We start from the raw sequence: 21,858 nt of genomic DNA on the forward strand, positions 1-21,858 counted from the left end.
TTCCTCTTTTTACATACTAATTATCAACAAAATACATAATACTGGAGGACATATGAATTTAGAAATAGTAATAGCTATTTTACCTTTGATAATACCTTATGGAATATTAGGAGAAAATCTGAGTAATTTAATTTTAGCTATTTTAGCTTGTATTTATCTTATAAAATCTAAGAAAAAAATAAAAATAGATAAATACTTTTATTTAATTAGTATATTATCTATTACTGCCTTTATAACTCAAATAATTATATCTAGAAATATTGAAAGTCTTTCAGGACTTTATATTTATATAAATGTAAATTTATATTATTTAACTTGGAAAAATATTTTTAAAGATAAAAATAAAGACAAGCTTTTAAAATATATGGTTTTATCTATAGTCATAGTAAGTGTTATTTCTATAATAACACAAGGATTTTATTTAGATATTAGAATAAATGGAAATATTGGTTATGCTAATAGCTATGCCTTGTTATTATTAATAGGTATATATATCAATAAGTTAAGAGAAGAGGACAAACTATCAGATATTATTGATAGTATATTTGTGTTAGGAATTTTTTATACTGGCTCTAGAACTACTATTATATTATTAATTGCTTATTATTTATATTTACTTTTATATGAATATAAGAAAAATAAAAAAGAGATTGTATATTCTTTAGAACCTTTTATTTTAGGGGTAATTCAATATTTAATTTATTCAAATGTTGGACTATTTTCTTTAATTATAATTCCTATATATATAATTATTTATAACTATATAAAGAATGAAAAATGGAGAAAGTATTTATATTATATTGGAATTATACTAGGGGCTATAGCTATGTTCTTTAGCTCAAGTAATACCTTTGAAAGACTTAGGAATATATCATTAAATAATGGTAGCTTTCAAGAAAGGCTAGTATTTTTTGAAGATAGTATAAAAAGTATATTTAATAATCCTTTAGGACATGGAATAAATACTTTTCAATATAAGCTTTATGATAATGCATCTGCTTTTTATGATGTAAAGTATGTACATAATTCAGTTTTACAAACTAGCTATGATATAGGTATTATTGGAGGTTTATTAATTTTAATTATATTTATTTATGGGATTATAAAGTTATTTAAATCAAATGAAAGCAACAGAAATTATTTTATTTTATTATATATATCAATATTTATTCATTCTTTAATGGATTTTGATTTTTCCTATAGCACTTTAATAATATTATGGGTGTTAGTAATAGCTTTAATTAATGAAGATAACAAAGAAATTATAAATAGAAGAATTGCCTATATTCCAGTTATAGCTTTAGCAACATTTTTATTATTGTATGAAGGAACATTACTTTTAGGAGAAAAGGCGATGAAGTATAATTTAAATTCCTTTGCAGAAAATTGTTTTAATGTTGCAAATAAAATTTCCTTCCAGCTAGATTATAGAGGTTATTATAATGAAGCTCAATTATATAAAAACTTATATGATGAGAATAAAAATGAAAATAATTTATTAGAGTCTTTAGATTTACTAAAAACTTGTGAAAAAATAAATAAGGATGATCCAAGGATATTATGGAATATTTCTTATATATATGAGAAGCTAGGAGATGCTGATAATACAGAAAAATATATGGAATTAGTTTTAGAAAAAGAAAAGTATTATAAAGAAGCTTATATAAGGTATCAAGATTATTTAATTAAAGCTTATGGCAAAATTAATGACAATAAATATGTAGATAAGTTAAACAACTTAGAGAACTATTATTATGAAAGCTATAATAGTCTAAATAATAAGGCTATATATATGAAAAATCAATTAAAAGAAAACTATGATGATATAAGAGATATATCTATTGATTACAATATATTGTTAAATGGTAAATACAAAGACACAATAACCTATTATGATCAAAAGGATACTAAATGGAATGATATTTCATATCCAACTAAAGAAAAAAATGTAGGGGAGTATGGTTGTGGTGCAGTTTCAATGGCTATTGTACAAGCTACATTAAATAATTCTAATATAACACCAATAGAAATGGTTAATTATTCTTTAGAAAATGGATATTGTGAAAATGGTACAAAGAGAGAATTCTTTACAGATGTAGTAAAGGAAGAAAAGTATAAATTAAATTTAGAAAAATATTCTTCTACAGAAATAAGTAAGGTGAAAAGGCTATTAAGTGATGGAAATCATGTAGCAATAGCTATAATGAAGCCTGGAAACTTTACTAAAGAAGGGCATTATATAGTTTTAAATGGTATAGAAACTATAGATGGATATAACTATTTTAACGTTGTAGATTGTAATAAAAATAATGACAATTATAAAAATAATGGTAACTTAATAGTTAGTGAACCTAAAAATGGAATAGTTAAAGCAAGAACTAATATATTTCAAAAGGAATGCGATGAATATTGGGTTTATAGTAAAAATTAAAATTATAAATGATTATAAGAAGTGAAGGGGCTGTATTTTGAGACAGCCCCTCTTTATATTTTAGTTATATTATCTTTTAAAACATTACAAAAATTCCTAAAAACCAGTTATAAAATATCATAAATTTTCATATAAAGAGTATGAGGGTATCTATACACAATAAACGTATTTGGGGATTATCTAAAAAATTTATTGTGTAAAAATTATAATGGGGGAATTTAAATTATGAAGAAAAAAGATAAGTTTTGGCAATCCGTACAAACCTTTGGACGAAGCTTATTATTACCAGTTGCTCTTATGGCGCCAATTGGTATGGTAATGGGGATCTGTAATGCATTTACACAAAGTTATATGATAGAACAGTTTAGCTGGCTATCAAATGAAACATTGCAAACTATTTTAAATAGTTTAAAGTCCATAACAAGCATCATATTCAATAATATTCCTTTATTATTTGCAATGGGAGTAGCTTATGGACTAAGCAAAAAGGAAAAAGGCATAGCTGTATTTTCTTCTGTTGTTGCATATTTAACACTAAATATAGTTATGAATGTTTATCTAATAGTGACAAAAACCTTAGCTCCTCAAGAAACTATGACTCAATTAGGACAAGGAATGGTATTAGGTGTACAAACATTGAAAATTGAAGCTTTAGGAGGAATTATTGCTGGTATAGTAGCAGCTAAGTGTACAGATAGATTTTATAAATTACAGTTGCCACTTGCCTTTGCTTTCTTTAGTGGTAAGAAATCTGTTCCTATAATAAGCTTTGCATTAATGATTCCTATAGGATTAGTAATTCCATTTTTCTGGGGAATAATAACCAAGGTGCTTATAAGTGGATCTGTAATTTTTATGAATAAATACGTAGGACCTGGTATATATGTGGCACTTAATAGATTGTTGATTCCATTTGGATTGCACCACGTTTTATCTTCAATAGTAAGATTTACAGAAGCTGGTGGAGTTTATATGATAAATGGAGAGCAATATGTTGGAATAATGAATGCTATGAATGAAATATTATTTAATTTAGGGCCAACACATCCAGCATGGAACGAGTATATGCCAACTTTATCAAGCTATATGGCTCCAGCTCAAATGTTGACTACTTTATTTAGAGTTCCAGCTATTGGACTAGCTATGTACCATACAGCATTTACAAAGAATAAAAAAGTAGCAAAAGGTGTTATTATTACAGTTTGCTTAACAGCTTTCCTAGGAAATATTACAGAGCCTTTAGAGTTTACCCTATTACTTGTTAGTCCAATGTTATTTGTCACCTATTCAATTCTTGCAGGCATAACAACTATTCCGTTAGGATTTTTAGGGGTAAAGATGGGTTATATAAGAGGTACAATATTTGACTTTGGAGTATTTGGACTTCTTTATGAAAATACTAATTGGATTAATTTGGTGATACTAGGGACTATAAATTTTGTTATATTCTATTATGGATTTAAATTTATGATTAAGAAGTTTAATTTAGTTACTCCTGGTAGAGAAGATTTTGAGCTAGATGAAGGTGCAAGTCTTTTATTAAAAGAAAAGAGATATAAAGAAATTGCTGAAATTGTTATAGATGGTTTAGGTGGTGCAATTAATATTCTAACTGTAGAAAACTGTGTAAGCCGTTTGCGTGTAGATGTTGATAAGCCAGAATTAATTAATAAAGATAGAATAAGAGAGAGTGGATGCTTAGGTATATTCTTACCATCAGAAAAGCATATACATGTAGTTTTTGGGCCACATGTAGAAGCTGTAAAAAATGCTGTAGATGATGCATTGAAACAGTTAGGAGAATAGTGGCAAAATATTAAAAAAGCTGATGAAATGGAGAAATAGTATGATAATTTATTCTAAGAATATATATTTAGAAGATAAAAAGATAAGTGGGTTTATTAAAATTCAGGAAGAAAAAATTGTAGATATAGTAGAATGTAAAGATGAACTAATAGAGGGGGATTTAAAAAATCATATTTTAAATGCATTGAAATGGGATAATCATAATGAAGTTCTTGATTATTCAGATTTTAATATTATTCCAGGTTTTATAGACAATCATGTTCATGGATGGGGAACAGGGTCTTTTTGGATTGAAAAGTCAAAAGAATCAATATTAGAAATGCAAAAGAATTTACCAAAGGAAGGTGTAACATCTTTTCTTGCAACAACTGGAGCAGATGCTATAGAAGATATTTTAAAACAGATTGATGAGGCTAATGAAGTATATGAATCAAAACAAATAGGGGCAGAAATGGTAGGAGTTCACTTAGAGGGGCCATTTATAAATAAGGAATACAAGGGAATGCAAAAGGAAGAAAATTGTATATCACCTAATATTGAACTTATGAAGTCTTTTTACAATAGGCAAAAGTCACATGATTTAATAAAATTAATGACAATGGCACCAGAATTAGAAGGTGCTAAAGAAGTTGCTGAATTCTGCAATGAGAAGGGAATACAACTTTCAATTGGCCATTCTGCATCTACCTTTGATAAAATTAAAGAAATGAAAGGATATGGGTTTGGAGGATTTACTCATACTTTTAGTGGGATGAGAGGTATGCATCATAGAGAGCTTGGTGTAGCTGGAGCAGCCTTGTATTTTGAGGATATGTATTGTGAATTTGCTAAACAAACTGGCTTAACAGTAAAACATGAGATTTTTGATATAGCATTAAGAATTAAAACTAGCGATAAAATAATCTTAACTACAGACTGTTGTGGACTAGCTAAAACAGATAAGCCTTGGCATCATTACGTTAGGAAAATAACTCTAATTCCTCATGAAAAAGGCATAATGATTAAGCATGATGATGGAAGAGAAGAAATAATAGATAATAGTCAATATGAAAACGTTAAAGACTTAGAAATGAGTTATATTAATTCAGTAAAAAATGTTGTAAAACATTCTAAGGTGGATTTCTTCGATATTATGAAGATGGCTAGTATAAACCCTGCAAAATATATAAATGTATTTGATAGAAAGGGAAGCATAGCTGTAAACAAAGATGCTGATTTACTGGTAATTGATAATGAATTTAATATAATTGATACAGTTATTAGAGGTAAGGTTTATTAAAAGGTTGATGCATAAGTAGTTACTAAAGAAACAACTAAAGTTACACTTTAGTTTCCAGTTTTTTTGACCCCAGGGGAAGCAGGAGCTTTTACTGGGGTTTAATTATTTCTATTTGAAAATTATAAGTAACTAGAAACAACTAGAATCATAATATTACTACTTATTAATAATAATTAAAGTTTGATTAAAATACAAATTAAAAGAAAATTATATTATATATAGAAAATATATACATAATATGATAAAATATCCCTTGGAAATAAAAGGAGGAATTTTATGCATAACTTTACAAAAAAAATATCTATGTTGTTAGTAGCATTTATGTTATTAACGTATATGCCGGTAAATGCTATAAGCAATAGGGATTATAGCAAATTTGGAATTAGCCATGTTAGCTTAATTAGAAATCAGGAAGATAAGAGAGAAATTTCAGTAAATGTATCAAATGAAGTTTTGTCAACTATAAAAGAAATGAAGATTTATTTGAAAGTTGTACAACGTGGATACGACCCATTAGATAAAGGAACAGTCTTCGAAGGACCAAGTATTATATTAAATAAGGGGCTTGGAAATAACTTCACTGGAACTTTAGAGGAAAAGGATATTAAGAATTTTGGGGAGTATCATGTAGATAAAATAGAAATTTATTTAACGGATGGTACTAAAAAAGTTTCATATAACGAAAAATTTTATGATTCTTTAAGTGATAATGATAAAGAAAATGGGGAAATAATAACTTATTATAGTATTGGAGAAATAAATAATCCTATAACTATAAATGAAATTAATATAAACAAAACATTAATTAAGTTAGGTGACGAACAAAAGGTTGAATTAAAAATAGAAAGCTCTAATGAAGAAGTTTATCCAAATTTAGTTTATGTAAACTTCATTAATGATACTAGTAAAAAAGAGCAAACAGTAATAGCAAAAAAGTTAGAAGAAAATAATTATCAAGCAACTATAACCTTAACCAACAGCTTAGATACTGGTGTGTGGAGAATTAATAAAGTAGATGTTATAGATAACTTTGAGAGAAGTTTAAGTAATAATGTTTATCCAGAAAGCTTTACTGTTGTATCGGAAAATGCAGATATTAATGCACCAGTTTTAAAAGGGATAACATTAAATAAAAATGTATATGATGGAAAAGGATCAGACAAGCCGTATTTTGATTTAGATATAACTGATGATTTATCAGGATTCAGATCTGGAACAATTACATTAGTGAACAAGGCTGATAAGAATATTACATATGATATTAATATATGGTTTAATGGAAGCAGTTCAAATGAAAGCAAGTATAGAGCAGGATTAAATGGTATAAAGAAAAATGGAGATTATACAATAAAAAGAATATATATTGAAGACAATAGTAAAAATAGTGTGGTTTACTATAATTCAAACTATTATGATTCTTATGTAAATAGCAGTTATATAAAATGGGACTTTAAAGATGTTAATATAACTGCAATAAATAATGAAGAAGAAGAAAAAGTAAAGGTAGAGATCTTAGATATTAAAAATAACTCTAAAGAAGTAAAAAATAACACGGAGATTGATTATGAAATAAAGGTGAAATCTAATGTAAAAATTAAGTATATGACGATTTTCGTTGAGAACCAAAACAATAATAGTGTAAGTTTTAGTACAAGAGGCGTAGAAGAAAATAATGGGATATACACTTTTAAAGTAAAAGGGGTTAGTAAGTCTGACGAGTTAGAATATATGGCTAGTGGAAATTATATTGCTGATCATATAAGTTTTGCATATGATGGAGGAGAATTTAATAAACAACATAGAGTTTACGATTTAAGAAGTAAACATTCAAATAAAAATATTGAAAAGTATGATTTGAAGGAATTAGATTTTAAATGTAATAATCCTAATGAAGATATAACTCCACCAGAAATATTAGAAATTAACTTAGATAAAAATGTTGTAGTGCCAGGTGAAAAGGTAAATATATCTATTAAAGCTAAAGATGATAAATCAGGTTTTGTGAAAGGTTGGAATAGGCAAGATCCGAGCATATCTTATAAAAATGGAGCTCATGAGATTGATGCAAGAATTACAGAATTTGATGAAGTTAATGGAGTCTTTAAAGGAACTATAGAAATACCAACATATGCATCGACAGGAGCATATTATATAAATTATTTAAGCCTTTACGATATTGCTAGAAATAATAAATATTATGGATGGTATAATGAAAGCGATAAGAATTTATTATCACAAGGATCTATTCTAGTTAAAAAAGATTTAAATGAAATGCTTCCACCTGTGATAACTACAAACATAAAGGAAGATATAGTAGAAGGTTTCAAAGCTCCGTTTACACCAATAGTTAATAGTGATCATGGAACAGTAGAAATGCTGTTAAATGGAAATAAGTATAATGGTGAGCCGATAAATAAGATAGGAAATTATCATTTACTAATTAAAGCAACAGGGGTTGATGGTTCCGTATCAACTAAAAAGGTTAGCTTTAAGGTTATTAGTGAAATAAATAATGAAACTAAGCCTGAAGAAGTTGCTGATCAAATAAAAAATTCAGAAGAAAAGAATATCGAAGTTGAAGTTAAAAACGATGAAAAAGTAATAGATGCATCTATTTTTGAAGCTATAAAGGGTAGCGATAAATCAGTATCATTTACTCAAAATGATGGTACAGTATGGACTTTTAATGGTAATGATATTAAAGACGAAAATATAGGGAACATAAAAATTTCTGTTAGTAATATTGCTGATGAAGAAAATAAAGAAAATATAGAAAAGATAGATAGAAGTTCTAGAGTAATCCATTTTGATTATCATGGAATTTTACCAGGAAAAGCATCAGTTAAAATAAAGGTTAATAATCCTGGAGATATGATAGGAAAGGATTTAACTTTCTATTACTATAATCCAGAAACTAAAAAGCCAGAAAAGGTACAAGGACCTTTATCAATAGATAAAGATGGATATGTTACTGTAGAAATTGAACACTGTAGTGATTACTTCTTATCTACAAAGGATAATTTAGATGCAATTGCTAATATGCCTATAATTACTGTTAAAGATACAGATTTAACTTTAAAAGAGGGAGAAAATTATAAATTAAATGTGACTGTTGACCCTATAGATGTTAAACCGGTGTTTACTTCACTTAATGAAAATATAGCTAAAGTTAACGAGAATGGAGAAATAGTAGCTTTATCACAAGGAGAAACTCAAATTAAAATAGAGGCAAAAGAAGCTGTTGTATTTGTAAATGTTAAGGTAGAAAAAAAGGAAGACTATAATTGGCCTATAATAACTGTGGATAGAGATGAATTTATATTAGCTGTTGATGAAGAAGTTAAGATAAATGCCACTGTTATTCCAGAAAATACAAAATTAAATTATGTTGTTATGGATAAAAATATTATAACTGTTAGTAATGATGGTGTTATTAAAGGTCTCGCTAAAGGAGAAACTGTTGTTGTAATTGATACAGGAGCAACATTAAAAACAATTAAAGTAATTGTAAATGAGAAAAAAGTAACAATTCCAGAAGAAAATCAAAAACCAGATAAAAATGGTAATAAAGAAAATAATGAAATTGAAAATCCGGTTGAAAAACCAAATGATGATACAGTAGATATAAATAAACCAAGTACGAACCCTGGACAAGTAGAAGAAAGCAAACCAGTTACTAAACCAGAAGTAAAGCCAGTGGTTAAAGAAGAAGTTAAACAAGAGGTAAATGAAGCAGAGAATATTTTACCTAAGACAGGAGATAAAGTATCCACTAATACATGGATTATTATTTCTTTAATTACTGTAGCATCAGGAGTATTATTATATAGAAGAAAATAGTTTTATTTATAAGCCATATGGAGATTTCCCTGTGGCTTATTTTAATCTAAAAATAGTACAAGTTTATAAAAATAATCCATTTCTTATGTAATGTAGAAAATAAAATCTAAAAATATTAAAAGTTTAAGTAAAGAATTTTCTAAATTAAAGCAATTAAGTTATGATAATATAAATGCATAAGGTGTAAAGCATTACAAAATGTAAACAAGCCTAGTTAAGCTTAATACACTTTTCATAAAAGGGGAATGACAAAGAGAATATTAAGATGGAGGGGTTTAAATGAAAATTAAAAAATTGACATCAATTTTATTAGCAGCAACTTTAACTTTAGGTCTAGTAGCTTGTGGAGGAAATAGTAAAAATACAAGTGATAAGACGGATAATAAAAATGCTAAAAGCAACAAAATAACAATATGGGCATGGGACGAGTCTTTCAACATAGTAGCAGCGAATAAAGCAAAGGAAATATATAAAAAGGATCATCCTGACGCAGAAATTGAAGTTGTTACAATGGCTCAAAATGATATTGTAGCTAAATTAAATACAAGCTTATCTTCAGGATCCTATGAAGGACTTCCTAATGTTGTATTAGTTGAAGATTATAGAATTCAAGGATATCTAACATCATATAAAGACGAATTTGCAGATTTGTCATCTATAGCTAAAGCAGGAGATTTTGCAGAGTTTAAAACAGGTGTAAATTATGTTGATGGTAAATTATATGGAATTCCTTTTGATAGTGGAGTTGCAGAAACTTTCTATAGAACAGATTTAATAGAAAAAGCTGGATACACTAAGGAAGATATGCAAAACCTAACTTGGGAAAAATACATTGAAATAGGTAAAGCTGTAAAAGAAAAGACTGGTGTTGCTATGTGTACACTAGATCCAAGTGATATAGGACAAATTAGAATGATGTTACAAAGTGCTGGAGCATGGTACACAGATGAGAATGGTAAGGTTACTATAGCAGATAATCAAGCACTAAAAGATGCTCTAAAGACATATAAGGATCTAACTGAATCAGGAATTACAAAGCAAGTAGCAAATTGGGATCAATTTGTAGGAGCATTTAATAAAGGAGAAGTTGCATCAGTAGTTACAGGTTGTTGGATTGCACCTTCAATTAAGAAGGCTGAAGATCAAAGTGGAAAATGGGCTATAGCACCATTCCCTAAGATGGGAGCTAATTCTAAATCTGTTAATGCATCTTCACTAGGTGGAGCAGGATGGTATGTTCTTAAAAATGTTGGAAATACAGATATGGCAGTAGATTTCTTAGGAAAAACTTTTGCTTCAAACACAGATTTAATGAATGGATTAGCGCAAGATATAAATTTAGTAAGTACTCTAAAGGCAGCAGCGAAAGCTCCAAATTATTCTAAGCCAAATGAATTCTTTGGTGGACAAGAAATATTTGCAGATTTTGCAAAATGGAATGAAAAAGTACCTTCAGTAAATTATGGACTACACACTTATGCAATTGAAAGTATTATGACTGAAGCTGTTCAAGCTATAGTAGGTGGAGCAGATATTGATTCAACTTTAAAGAATTTCCAAGGTCAAATTGAATCAGCTGTAGCACAATAATAAGAGTTAAAAGAGAAATAATTATCATAAGGAGAGTAGCCATTTATTAAAATAAAAATTAGTAAATGGTTATTTTCTATATAGGGGGAATAGGCTTGATAGTAAGAAAGAAAAACAATAGTCTCAATTATAAGTCGGATAGAAAAGCATGGATATTTATTATGCCAAGCATTATTTTAATAACAGTCTTTGTGTTTTATCCAATGGTACAAGCTTTTATAACTTCCTTCCAAGGTGGACTGGGAAATAATCTAGGCTTTGTAGGAATAGATAACTATAAAAGGTTGTTAACAGATTCAACATTTAAGAAGGCATTATTTAATACATTATTATATCTAATAATCCAAGTGCCTATTATGACTATATTAGCACTTGGAATATCAGCTTTATTAAATGATAAAAAATTAAAAGCAAGAGGATTTTTTAGAACGGCAATATTTTTACCATGTGTTACGTCACTTGTAGCATATTCTATTATTTTTAAAAGTCTATTTGCCACTGATGGATTTATAAATGTAATTTTAATGCAAATTAATGTTATATCAGAACCAATTGCATGGATTACTCATCCAATATGGGCAAAGGTATTAATTATAATAGCAATAACATGGAGATGGACAGGATATAATATGGTATTTTACTTAGCTGGTATGCAATCAATTGATGATTCTATATATGAAGCAGCTGAAATTGATGGGGCAAGTGCTTTTATGAGATTCAAATGCATAACCCTTCCATTACTAAAACCTATAATTTTATTTACAACAATAAATTCTACAATAGGAACATTACAATTATTTGATGAAACTGCAAATATAACACTTGGAGGACCAGCAAATGCAACAATTACAATTTCACAATATATATATAATTTATTATTTAAATATTCACCAAACTTTGGATATGCAGCAGCAATATCATATGTAGTAGTACTAATTATAGTAATACTATCATTTATTCAATTAAAAGCAGGAGGGGATAAGGATGAATAAAAAAAGTAAGATAATAAATTTTATTAAATATGTGTTTTTAATTATTTTATCTTTTATATCAGTCTTCCCATTTATTTGGATGGTCATAGCTACAACTAATAAGTCCGTTGAAATTACCAAAGGCACATTAATACCAGGAACATATTTTTTTGAAAATCTAAAAAACTTATTAGCATCAGACTTGCAATATATGACAGCATTTAAAAATTCACTAAAAATTGCAGTTATTATTACAGTTTTAGCTATGCTAATTTCTTCATTGGCAGGATATGCTTTTGAGGTATATAAAACAAGGGGAAGAGATAAAATATTTAAATTTATACTACTATCTATGATGGTACCTTTTGCAGCCTTAATGGTGCCTTTATTTAGAATGTTTAGTAAATTTAGCAATGTTGCTCCACTAAAAGGAATATCTTTAAATACACATGGTTCAGTAATTATTATTTCAGTTGCAACAGCATTTTTAATATTCTTCTTTAGGCAAAACACAAAGAGTTTTCCAAAGGATTTAATGGAAGCAGCAAGAATAGATGGTCTAGGGGAATTTGGTATTTTCTTTAAGATTTATATGCCAACGATGAAGTCAACTTATGCAGCAGCAACAATAGTAACTTTTATGGCTAGCTGGAACAGTTACTTATGGCCACTTATAGCACTACAATCACCAGAAAAAAGAACATTACCACTTGTTATATCAGCATTAGGTTCGTCATATACTCCTGATTATGGACTAATGATGACTGCTGTTTTAATAGCAACTTTGCCTACAGCCTTAATATTCTTCTTAATGCAAAAGCACTTTGTTGCAGGTATGACAGGCTCAATGAAGGGATAATTATTGCCCCTCCCTCCAGGGGTTCAATTATTTTAAAAAAGGCTGTGTTAGGGGTAAATGCTTAATACAGCCAAATAAAAAGATAAAAGCAGAAAAGAGGTGTTATGTTTATGTTAGATATACAAAGCTCACAAAGAACTGAAAACTTACAAAATGAGCCAAGCTTAGATTGGTTAGAAAATCCAGAAGTTTTTAGAGTTAATAGAATAGATGCTTATTCAGATCATTTATTTTATGAGAAGAGAGAAGATTTATTATTAGGATATAATATGCCACTTAGGCAAAATTTAAATGGAAAATGGAGATTTTCTTATGCAGTTAATCCAAGTAACAGAATAAAGGATTTTTATAAGGAGGATTATGATTGCAGTAGTTTTGATTATATAAATGTACCAGGACATATTCAAATGCAAGGCTATGATAAATGTCAATATATAAATACAATGTATCCATGGGATGGAGTAGAGGAACTAAGGCCTCCACAAGTTTCAAAAGAGTATAACCCAGTTGGAAGTTATGTTAAATGTTTTAAAGTAAAAGAAGAATTAAAAAATAAAAAGATTTATATATCATTCCAAGGTGTTGAAACAGCATTTTATGTATGGCTAAATGGAGAGTTTATAGGCTATAGTGAAGACACATTTACTCCATCAGAATTTGAATTAACAAAGCATCTAAAGGATGGAGAAAATAAATTAGCTGTTGAAGTATATAAAAGAAGTAGTGCTAGCTGGATAGAAGACCAAGATTTTTGGAGGTTTTCAGGAATATTTAGGGATGTTTATCTATATGCAACACCAAATTATCATGTAGAAGATTTATTTGTAAAGGCAGGGTTAGATGATACTTATACTAATGGTGAATTAAGTATAGATATAAAATTAAACAATAATAAAGGATGTATTGTAAAAGCATATTTAAAAGATAAAAATAATAATTTAATTCATAGCTTTAAAGAAGTTAAATTTGATAAATATAATAATGAAAATGATAGTAATACCACTAATAAAGACATTAATAAAATAAGCTTTAAATCTACTATAAATAAGGTTAAAGCATGGAGTGCTGAAAGTCCTTATTTATATAAACTTTATATTGAGCTATTAGATAATGAAGGAAATTTATTAGAAATAGTTCCTCAAAATGTTGGATTTAGAAGGTTTGAATTAATTAATAAACTGATGTGTTTAAATGGAAAGAGGATAGTATTTAAAGGAATAAATAGACATGAATTTAGCTCTAAAAATGGGCGTGCAATTACTAAAGAGGATATGCTATGGGATATAAAATTTTTAAAACAAAATAATATAAATTCAGTAAGAACATCTCACTATCCAAATCAAAGTCTTTGGTATGACCTTTGTGATGAATATGGAATTTATTTAATAGATGAAGCCAATTTAGAAAGTCATGGATCATGGCAAAAGATGGGGGCATGTGATCCAGAATGGAATGTTCCAGCTTCAATTCCAGAGTGGAGAGATGTTGTAGTTGATAGAGCAGAATCAATGCTTCAAAGAGATAAAAATCACCCATCAATTTTAATATGGTCATGTGGTAATGAATCTTATGCAGGAACAAATATTTTAGAGATGACAAAGTATTTCCATGAAAATGATGATACTCGATTAGTTCACTATGAAGGTGTATTTTGGAATAGAGAGTTTGATGAAATAAGTGATATTGAAAGTAGAATGTATGCAAAGCCTTCAGATATAGAGGAATATTTAAAAAACAATCCACAAAAGCCTTATATAAGCTGTGAATATATGCATGCAATGGGCAATTCCTGTGGAGGAATGAAGTTATATACAGATCTTGAAGATAAATATGAAATGTATCAAGGTGGATTCATATGGGATTATATAGATCAAGCAATAGAAGTAACTAATAAAGAAGGAAAAAAAGTATTTGCATATGGAGGAGACTTTGATGATAGGGCAACAGACTATTGTTTCTGTACTGATGGAATTGTTTATGCTGACAGAAGTGTATCTCCAAAGGCTCAAGAAGTGAAATACTTATATTCAAATGTAAAACTTATTCCTGACAACAAAGGTGTAACTATAAAAAATAATAATTTATTTGTGGGAACAGATGAATATGATTTTGTAGTATATATTGAAAAAGAAGGCGAAAGGATTTTTGAAACTATAATAAAAGCTGATGTTAAACCAGGAGCAGAAAAATATATAGAGATACAATATCCTAATATTCAATGCTATGGGGAATATACTTATAATATATCTATGAGGTTAAAGGAAAATTTATTGTGGGCTAATAAAGGGTTTGAAGTATCTTTTGGTCAAGAAGTTTATAATATAGATTGCAAAGATTGTACAAAAGTTAGTGAAAATAGCAGTTCATCACAAAGTTTCAAGATCATTCATGGAGATGTGAATATAGGTGTAGTTGGTAAAGGCTTTAGAATGATGTTTTCTAAACAAGAAGCAGGGTTAATATCTCTTTGTTATGATGGAGTTGAATATATAACAAGAGTTCCAAGAACTTCTTTCTTTAGAGCAACCACAGATAATGATAGGGGAAATGGCCATGATTTTAGAACTGCACAATGGCAAATAGCAGGAGCTAATCAAAAATTAGAAGGCTTTCAATATATAGAAGAAAATGGTAAAATAATATTAACTTATAAATTTATAATGCCAACTAGCATTATAACTAATAATATAGTTAAATATACAGTAACTCCAAATGGGAATATAGAAGTTGATATACATTATAAAGGTGTAGAGGGTTTATCAGAGATACCTATATTTGCGATGGATTTTAAATTAAAAAAGGAACTTAGTAATTTTGAATACTATGGTTATGGTCCAGAGGAAAATTATATAGACCGTAATAATGGTGCTAGGCTTGGAAGGTTTAAAAATACAGCTATAAATAATTTATCTAAATATTTAATTCCACAAGAATGTGGAAATAGAACAGGTGTAAGATGGGTAAGGGTAACAGATAGTAATAATGAAGGCTTATCTTTTAAATATATAAATACGCCATTTGAGTTAAGCGTATTACCATATAGTGCTCATGAGCTTGAAAATGCTATGCATATAGAAGAACTTCCACCTATTAATTATACATGGGTACGTATAATAGCTAAACAAATGGGTGTTGGTGGAGATGATAGTTGGGGAGCCTTAGTACATGATGAATATAAAATTTCATCTAAAGAAGATATAAATTTAAGTTTTATTATATCAAAGGCTTAAGGCATTATCAAATAAATATTAGACCAGTTTTCTCGCCTATTTGTCACGATTACTTCGTCGTCAAAAGCCTGGCATAGCTCCACTATGACAGTCTTTTAACTTCTTGTCTCGTGGCAAATATGCTTCGAACCTTTGGTCTATTATTTATTTTCACATGCCTAATATTTAATCTTTAGTGTAACTTATATATAATAATTTGTAGAGGGGGATATTATGAGTAAAAATTATTGTAAGGTTTTAATTGTAGAAGATGAATTTATTATGCGTCAAGGAATGAAACATATGCTTGAATGGGAAAGGGAAGGCTTTACAATAGTTGGAGAAGCAACAAATGGGCAAGAGGCATTAGAGTTAATAGATACCTTAAAGCCTAACATTATAATTTCTGATATAGTTATGCCAATACTTAATGGTGTTGATTTCTCAAAAATAGTTCAAAAAAAATATCCAGATCTACAGATTATTATTTTAAGTAGCTATGATAATTTTGAATATGTTAAAGATACTCTTTTAAATGGAGCTGTAGATTATATATTAAAACCAACATTAAATCCAAGTCAGCTTTTAGTAACTTTAAAAAAAGCAGTTGATAGAATTCCAGGTTTAGAGTTAATTAAAAATGAGGATATTTATTACAATAATTTAATTGAAAGATATTTACTTGGTTTTGATTCTAAATTAGATAATACTAAGTTTTCAGCAATTTTTCCTAATACTTATTTTAGAATTTTAGGTATAAATTTGAAGCAAATTTGTGGAAAAAATAAAGAAAATATAAAAAGAATTAAAACAAAGATAGAAGAATTTTTTATAACTAATAAAGAGTATATTCATTTGAAGCTCTTAATTAATGATGAAGTACTTTGTTACATTGTCAATTATAAAATAAGTAAAGATAAAGAAATAGTAGAGAACATTAAAGAATATATTGAAAAGAATTTATTAATTCAAGAAAATATATTTTTTATAATCACACCAAGAATTGATAACATTTACAAAGTTAAAGAAATGTATAATGAAAAGTTTATTTCATACATATCTCAAAAATTTTATTATAAAAATGAGTTTCTACTAAATACAGAAGGAATAGATTTAAAAAGCAAGTTAGTAAAGTTTGATTATAATAAATATTCTAATCTAATAAAAACAAAAGAATTCAATTTAGCAATTAATATGATAAATGAATATGTAGATTATGCTATAACTTCAAGGATGGATGAGTACAAGCTTAAAAACCTTGTTAAAAACTTATTATATAATGTAATAGTAAGTTTAGAGTCTTATGAAATAGAAACAGATGAGTTAAGACAATCATACTTTAAGAAAATAGATAATTTATCATATTCACAAGACTTTATTGAGGAAATTAATATAATTATTTTAGAACTTAAAGATATTATTTCAAAAAATATTAATGTGGAAGAGGAGAGAATTAAAGAAATTTTAGACTATATAAAGGAGCATTATGATAAACCTCTTGAGTTAAGTGATATTTCAAAGGCATTTAACTTTAATTATTATTACTTATCCTTCTATTTTAATAATCACTGTAAGGAAGGCTTTTCAGAATATCTGAATAGAATAAGAATTGAAAAAGCATGTGAACTATTACAAGAAAATAAGTTTTATGTTTCTGAAATAAGTAGTATGGTAGGTTACTCAGATCATAGTTATTTTTGTAGAGTCTTTAAAAAGATAGTAGGACATACTCCTAGTAATTATCGAAGATTAAGCAAAGTTAAGGGAGTGCTAAGTAATGAAAAAGAAGCTGATAAAGAATAGTTTATTTTTTAAAATACTATGTGTTGTTGTTGCGGGAGTAATTTGTGTATCAGCTTCCATTAGTTATATTATAATAAATATTTCAAGAGGAATATTTACAAAAACTTATAGTGACTCTCAGAAAAAAATTTTTCAGCAAGTAAACGATAAATTTTATGATTTTCATGCTGAGGTAGTTAAAGTTATAAATGAAGTGAATTCTCATAAAGCCTTTAAAGTATTTCTCGCTGAAGAAAATTTAAGTATAAAAGAAAATTTTAAAAATATATATGATGTTAAGAGTCAGATGAAATCAGCATTAGCAACAAATACATATGATATGAGTGTTTTAATAGTAGGTTTAAATGGAAATTCATATTTAAATAGAGAAGAGCTTTTAACTATGGATGCTAATGAGATATTGGACATGGATATTTCTAAAAAATCCTTAGAAAATAGTAAAACTATTCTATATCAGTATTTAAAAAAGGGATTTACTTCTTTCACAAAGGATGAGCCTGTAATTGTTATAACAAAAGCTTTGAATTTAAGTAATGGAAAGCCTTATGGAGTTATATACTTTACAATAAAAGAAAAAGATTTTGAAAAATTTTATGATTATTTTACAGTAGAAATAAATGATATAGTAGTTCTAAATGAAAATAATGTTGTTCTATCTTCAAACAAAAAAGAAAATATTGGAGAAGTTCAAGAAGAATTTAAAGAAAGCATAGATGAACTTGCTTTAACAAAGGAAGTAAGTAAAAGTTATAAAAGTGATACAAATACAATATTAATTCAAAGACTTCCTTATTGTAATTTAACTATATGCGGAACTGTAGATAATTATAAAGCCTTAGGAAAAATGTATGATATGAGAAATATAGTTCTCATTTGTGTTGTAATTACATTATGTATTTTAATAGTTATATTTTTAATAGTTAGGCAGATGACTAAACCTCTATATTTACTTACTAAAAAAATGTCTAATGTAAGGGATGGAAACTTTGATGAATATATAGAAGTAAGTGGTCCTGAAGAAGTTAAAGAGCTATCATCTACCTTTAATTATATGATAAAGGATTTAAATAAATATGTAGATGAGCTAGTTAAGGTTCAAAGGGAAAAGAGAGTAGCCGAAATACATGCCTTGCAGATGCAGATAAATCCACATTATATTTTTAATACATTATCAAGTATAAAGTGGCTTATATGGCAAGGAAGTAATGATAAATCAATAAGTGCATTAGATTCTTTTATAAGTTTATTAAGAAATACAATTAGTAAGACAGATGAGTTTATTACTGTAGCTGATGAAATAGAGAATATTAAGAATTATGTTTTTATAAATAATATTAGGTATGGAGACAGAATAAAAGTTGAGTATTTTATAATGCCTGATTGCAATGATTATTTGGTGCCTAAACTAATACTACAGCCTTTTATTGAAAATTCCTTCTTCCATGGATTTCCATCAGATGAAGAAGGAAAGATACAAATTTTCATAAAAGAACAAGATGAAAATATGAAAATAGAAGTATATGATAACGGTGTAGGAATAGAAGAAGAGACTTTAGAAAAAGTCAAAGAGAAAAAAGAAAATAAAAACGAACACTTTAGCGGAATAGGGATAAATAATGTTGATAGTAGAATTAAGCTTATATATGGGGATGAATATGGAATTGAAATAAAAAGTAAGTTAGATAAAGGAACGACTATAACTATAATAATACCAATTAAGAAATGAAAAAGTGGACATACGTAAGTTTGCTTATTCCGTCGCTTTGCTCCAAGTCAACACAAACTTACGTATGTCCACTTGAAAACTGAAGGAAGGAAATTATAAAAAGTTATTCACATAATAAACTTTTTATAATTTCCTCGTATTAGAAGAAAAAATCAAAGGGGGTAGCGTAACGTTACCCCCTTGAGGTCTAATTATTTTTCAATAAAAGAACTATCTTAATGAAAGTTTTTTATGTATTTAGATATAAATAGTAAAACATTTAAAAATATGTCCAAAATATGTCCAAATATGTCCAAAATATAAATTAATGTAATTATTTACAAATACTGTGATATAATTATCATATAGGAAATAATGGAAGGAAGTATTTTTATGAATAAGAGAAAAATTTATGCTTTAATATTAGCTATGGCAATACTTACTCAAGTAGCAGCACCATCTGTAAATGTTTTAGCTGAAGAAGTTAATACTAAAAAAATTGATGAAAAAGTAAGCTTAGAGGAAGACAACTTAAAAATTAATGAATCATTACAAAAGAAGGATGAAATTATAAATATACCAGATGTTAATTTAAAGCAAACATTAAATGAAACATTAAATCAAGCAGAAAATGCTGATATTACTAGAGAACAACTTGAAAGTATAACAAAATTAGCAGCAAGTGATAAAAATATAAATAGCATCGAAGGTTTACAATATTGCAAAAATTTAGAATTTTTACAAGTGGTTAATGGTCAAATAAATGATATTAGTCCTTTGAAAGACTTAACTAATTTAAATATGTTAGATTTATCTGGAAATAAAATAAATGATATTAAAGCTTTAAAAGACCTGAAAAACTTAAAATATCTATGTTTAGCAAGAAATGAAATAAGCAAAATAGAAGGGTTAGAAGAATTAACAAAATTAGAAGAATTACGTTTAGATGACAACCACATTACTAAAATAGAAGGATTAGAAAGATTGACTAACTTAAATCGACTAGCTTTATCAGATAATAGTATAAATAAAATCGAGGGGTTAGAAGAATTAACTAATTTAGGGTATTTATATTTAGAAAAGAATGAAATAAGTAGCACTGATAGTTTAGGGAATTTATCTAATTTATGTTTATTAGATTTGTCAAATAATAAAATAAGCAAAATAGAAGGGTTAGAAGGATTAACTAATTTAGAATACTTAGGTTTAGCTTCAAATCAAATAAGCAAGGTAGAAGGGGTAGAAGGACTGACTAATTTAAAAGTATTAGTATTAAGTTCAAATCAAATAAGCAAGATAGAAGGTTTGGAAGGGTTAAAAAGTTTAAAGGTCTTAAGTTTAAGTTCAAATCAAATAAGCAAGATAGAAGGTTTGGAAGGGTTAAAAAATTTAAATGCCTTAAGTTTAAATTCAAATCAAATAAGTAAAATAGAAGGACTAGAAGGGGTAACTAATCTAACATCATTACAATTAGATTTAAATCAAATAAGTAAAATAGAAGGGTTAGAAGGGCTAAATAATTTAGAGTTCTTAGTTTTAAGTTCAAATCAAATAAGCAAGATAGAAGGTTTGGAAGGGTTAAAAAATTTAGATAGCTTAACTTTAAATTCAAATCAAATAAGTAAAATAGAAGGACTAGAAGGATTGAATAATTTATCTTACTTACATTTGCAGTCTAATAAAATAAGTAATATAAAACCATTAAGTGGGTTAACTGAATTGCTTTATTTTAATATAAGTGATCAAGAGATTAATTTATCTGAATTAGAGGCAAATGCTTCAGTTGAGATAGATAATATTTTAGTAGGTCTTAATGGAGAAGTTATAAAGCCTAGCGAAATTAGCAGTGGTGGTAATTATAATTCAGAAACAAATAAGATTAAGTGGAATAATATATCGAAAGATGTAGTTGAGAATTATTCCTTTGCAAATGATATAAAGATAGGAAATGCTAATGGAACTTATTCAGGAATAGTATCACAACCAATCAAGTATATAAATAATAGCCAAGGAAATACTGATAACAATTCAAATACTAACAGTAATGGTAAATCAGATACAAAAAATAATACTTCATATACTAGTCTTCCAAAAACAGGGGTAGAGAGTCCATTACCATATATAGCTGGAGTATCTTTATTATTGGGTTCTGTATTAAGTATTAAGAAGAAAAAATAATATAAAAATAATTTAATATTATAAGATAAATATAAAGTTTTTTTAGGGCGATTCAATGATAAATTTGAATCGTCCTTTTTATAATTTCCTCGTATTAGAAGAAAAAATCAAAGGGGGTCGCGAAAAATGCTACCCCTTTTGAGGTGCAATAATTTCCAAGAAATATTTTTTTAAATACTATTGTAAA

General features: G+C 27.5%; 11 protein-coding genes. All 11 read left to right on the plus strand.

The features are described from left to right. Positions 1-52 precede the first annotated feature (52 nt). Positions 53-2,431, plus strand: a complete 2,379-nt coding sequence (locus tag ACYUEX_RS00925) for an O-antigen ligase family protein (RefSeq protein ID WP_460286151.1) — start codon at positions 53-55, stop codon at positions 2,429-2,431. 225 nt (positions 2,432-2,656) lie between these two features. Continuing rightward, on the plus strand, positions 2,657-4,237 hold the full coding sequence (locus ACYUEX_RS00930; RefSeq protein ID WP_460286152.1) for a PTS transporter subunit EIIC: 1,581 nt from the start codon (positions 2,657-2,659) through the stop codon (positions 4,235-4,237). Between the two features lie 40 nt (positions 4,238-4,277). After that, positions 4,278-5,516, plus strand: coding sequence for an N-acetylglucosamine-6-phosphate deacetylase (nagA, locus tag ACYUEX_RS00935; RefSeq protein ID WP_460286153.1), 1,239 nt, complete (start codon positions 4,278-4,280; stop codon positions 5,514-5,516). Between the two features lie 276 nt (positions 5,517-5,792). Further along, positions 5,793-9,356 carry an Ig-like domain-containing protein gene (locus ACYUEX_RS00940; protein WP_460286154.1) on the plus strand — a complete coding sequence of 1,188 codons (3,564 nt, stop codon included), beginning with the start codon at positions 5,793-5,795 and terminating at the stop codon, positions 9,354-9,356. Between the two features lie 279 nt (positions 9,357-9,635). After that, positions 9,636-10,946, plus strand: coding sequence for an ABC transporter substrate-binding protein (locus ACYUEX_RS00945; RefSeq protein WP_411169840.1), 1,311 nt, complete (start codon positions 9,636-9,638; stop codon positions 10,944-10,946). 161 nt (positions 10,947-11,107) lie between these two features. After that, positions 11,108-11,938, plus strand: coding sequence for a carbohydrate ABC transporter permease (locus tag ACYUEX_RS00950; RefSeq protein WP_460286511.1), 831 nt, complete (start codon positions 11,108-11,110; stop codon positions 11,936-11,938). Beyond that, entirely contained in the window at positions 11,931-12,776 is an 846-nt protein-coding gene (locus ACYUEX_RS00955; RefSeq protein WP_460286155.1) for a carbohydrate ABC transporter permease, read from the plus strand. The genes ACYUEX_RS00950 and ACYUEX_RS00955 overlap by 8 nt, the downstream gene beginning before the upstream one ends. A 110-nt stretch (positions 12,777-12,886) precedes the next feature. Continuing rightward, positions 12,887-16,006: a beta-galactosidase, LacZ type gene (gene lacZ / locus ACYUEX_RS00960; RefSeq protein WP_460286156.1), complete on the plus strand. Its 3,120-nt coding sequence runs from the start codon at positions 12,887-12,889 to the stop codon at positions 16,004-16,006. Positions 16,007-16,219: 213 nt separating this feature from the next. Continuing rightward, a complete protein-coding gene (locus ACYUEX_RS00965; protein ID WP_460286157.1) occupies positions 16,220-17,788 on the plus strand; it encodes a response regulator transcription factor in 1,569 nt (522 codons plus the stop codon). Further along, the gene (locus tag ACYUEX_RS00970; RefSeq protein ID WP_460286158.1) at positions 17,763-19,514 is read left to right on the plus strand and encodes a sensor histidine kinase; all 1,752 of its coding nucleotides are present in this window, start codon (positions 17,763-17,765) and stop codon (positions 19,512-19,514) included. Before ACYUEX_RS00965 ends, ACYUEX_RS00970 begins: the two co-directional genes overlap by 26 nt. A gap of 372 nt (positions 19,515-19,886) precedes the next feature. Then, the gene (locus ACYUEX_RS00975) at positions 19,887-21,671 is read left to right on the plus strand and encodes a leucine-rich repeat domain-containing protein (RefSeq protein WP_460286159.1); all 1,785 of its coding nucleotides are present in this window, start codon (positions 19,887-19,889) and stop codon (positions 21,669-21,671) included. Positions 21,672-21,858 lie beyond the last annotated feature (187 nt).

This window comes from Clostridium sp. CTA-7 (assembly GCF_054768095.1).

What these genes read in the sequence shown, in the direction of transcription:
- ACYUEX_RS00955 (WP_460286155.1), top strand. Translation starts at nt 11,931, where the DNA reads ATGAATAAAAAAAGTAAGATAATAAATTTTATTAAATATGTGTTTTTA.
- ACYUEX_RS00940 (WP_460286154.1), top strand. Translation starts at nt 5,793, where the DNA reads ATGCATAACTTTACAAAAAAAATATCTATGTTGTTAGTAGCATTTATG.
- ACYUEX_RS00970 (WP_460286158.1), top strand. Translation starts at nt 17,763, where the DNA reads ATGAAAAAGAAGCTGATAAAGAATAGTTTATTTTTTAAAATACTATGT.
- ACYUEX_RS00950 (WP_460286511.1), top strand. Translation starts at nt 11,108, where the DNA reads ATGCCAAGCATTATTTTAATAACAGTCTTTGTGTTTTATCCAATGGTA.
- ACYUEX_RS00925 (WP_460286151.1), top strand. Translation starts at nt 53, where the DNA reads ATGAATTTAGAAATAGTAATAGCTATTTTACCTTTGATAATACCTTAT.
- ACYUEX_RS00945 (WP_411169840.1), top strand. Translation starts at nt 9,636, where the DNA reads ATGAAAATTAAAAAATTGACATCAATTTTATTAGCAGCAACTTTAACT.
- ACYUEX_RS00965 (WP_460286157.1), top strand. Translation starts at nt 16,220, where the DNA reads ATGAGTAAAAATTATTGTAAGGTTTTAATTGTAGAAGATGAATTTATT.
- ACYUEX_RS00975 (WP_460286159.1), top strand. Translation starts at nt 19,887, where the DNA reads ATGAATAAGAGAAAAATTTATGCTTTAATATTAGCTATGGCAATACTT.
- nagA (WP_460286153.1), top strand. Translation starts at nt 4,278, where the DNA reads ATGATAATTTATTCTAAGAATATATATTTAGAAGATAAAAAGATAAGT.
- ACYUEX_RS00930 (WP_460286152.1), top strand. Translation starts at nt 2,657, where the DNA reads ATGAAGAAAAAAGATAAGTTTTGGCAATCCGTACAAACCTTTGGACGA.
- lacZ (WP_460286156.1), top strand. Translation starts at nt 12,887, where the DNA reads ATGTTAGATATACAAAGCTCACAAAGAACTGAAAACTTACAAAATGAG.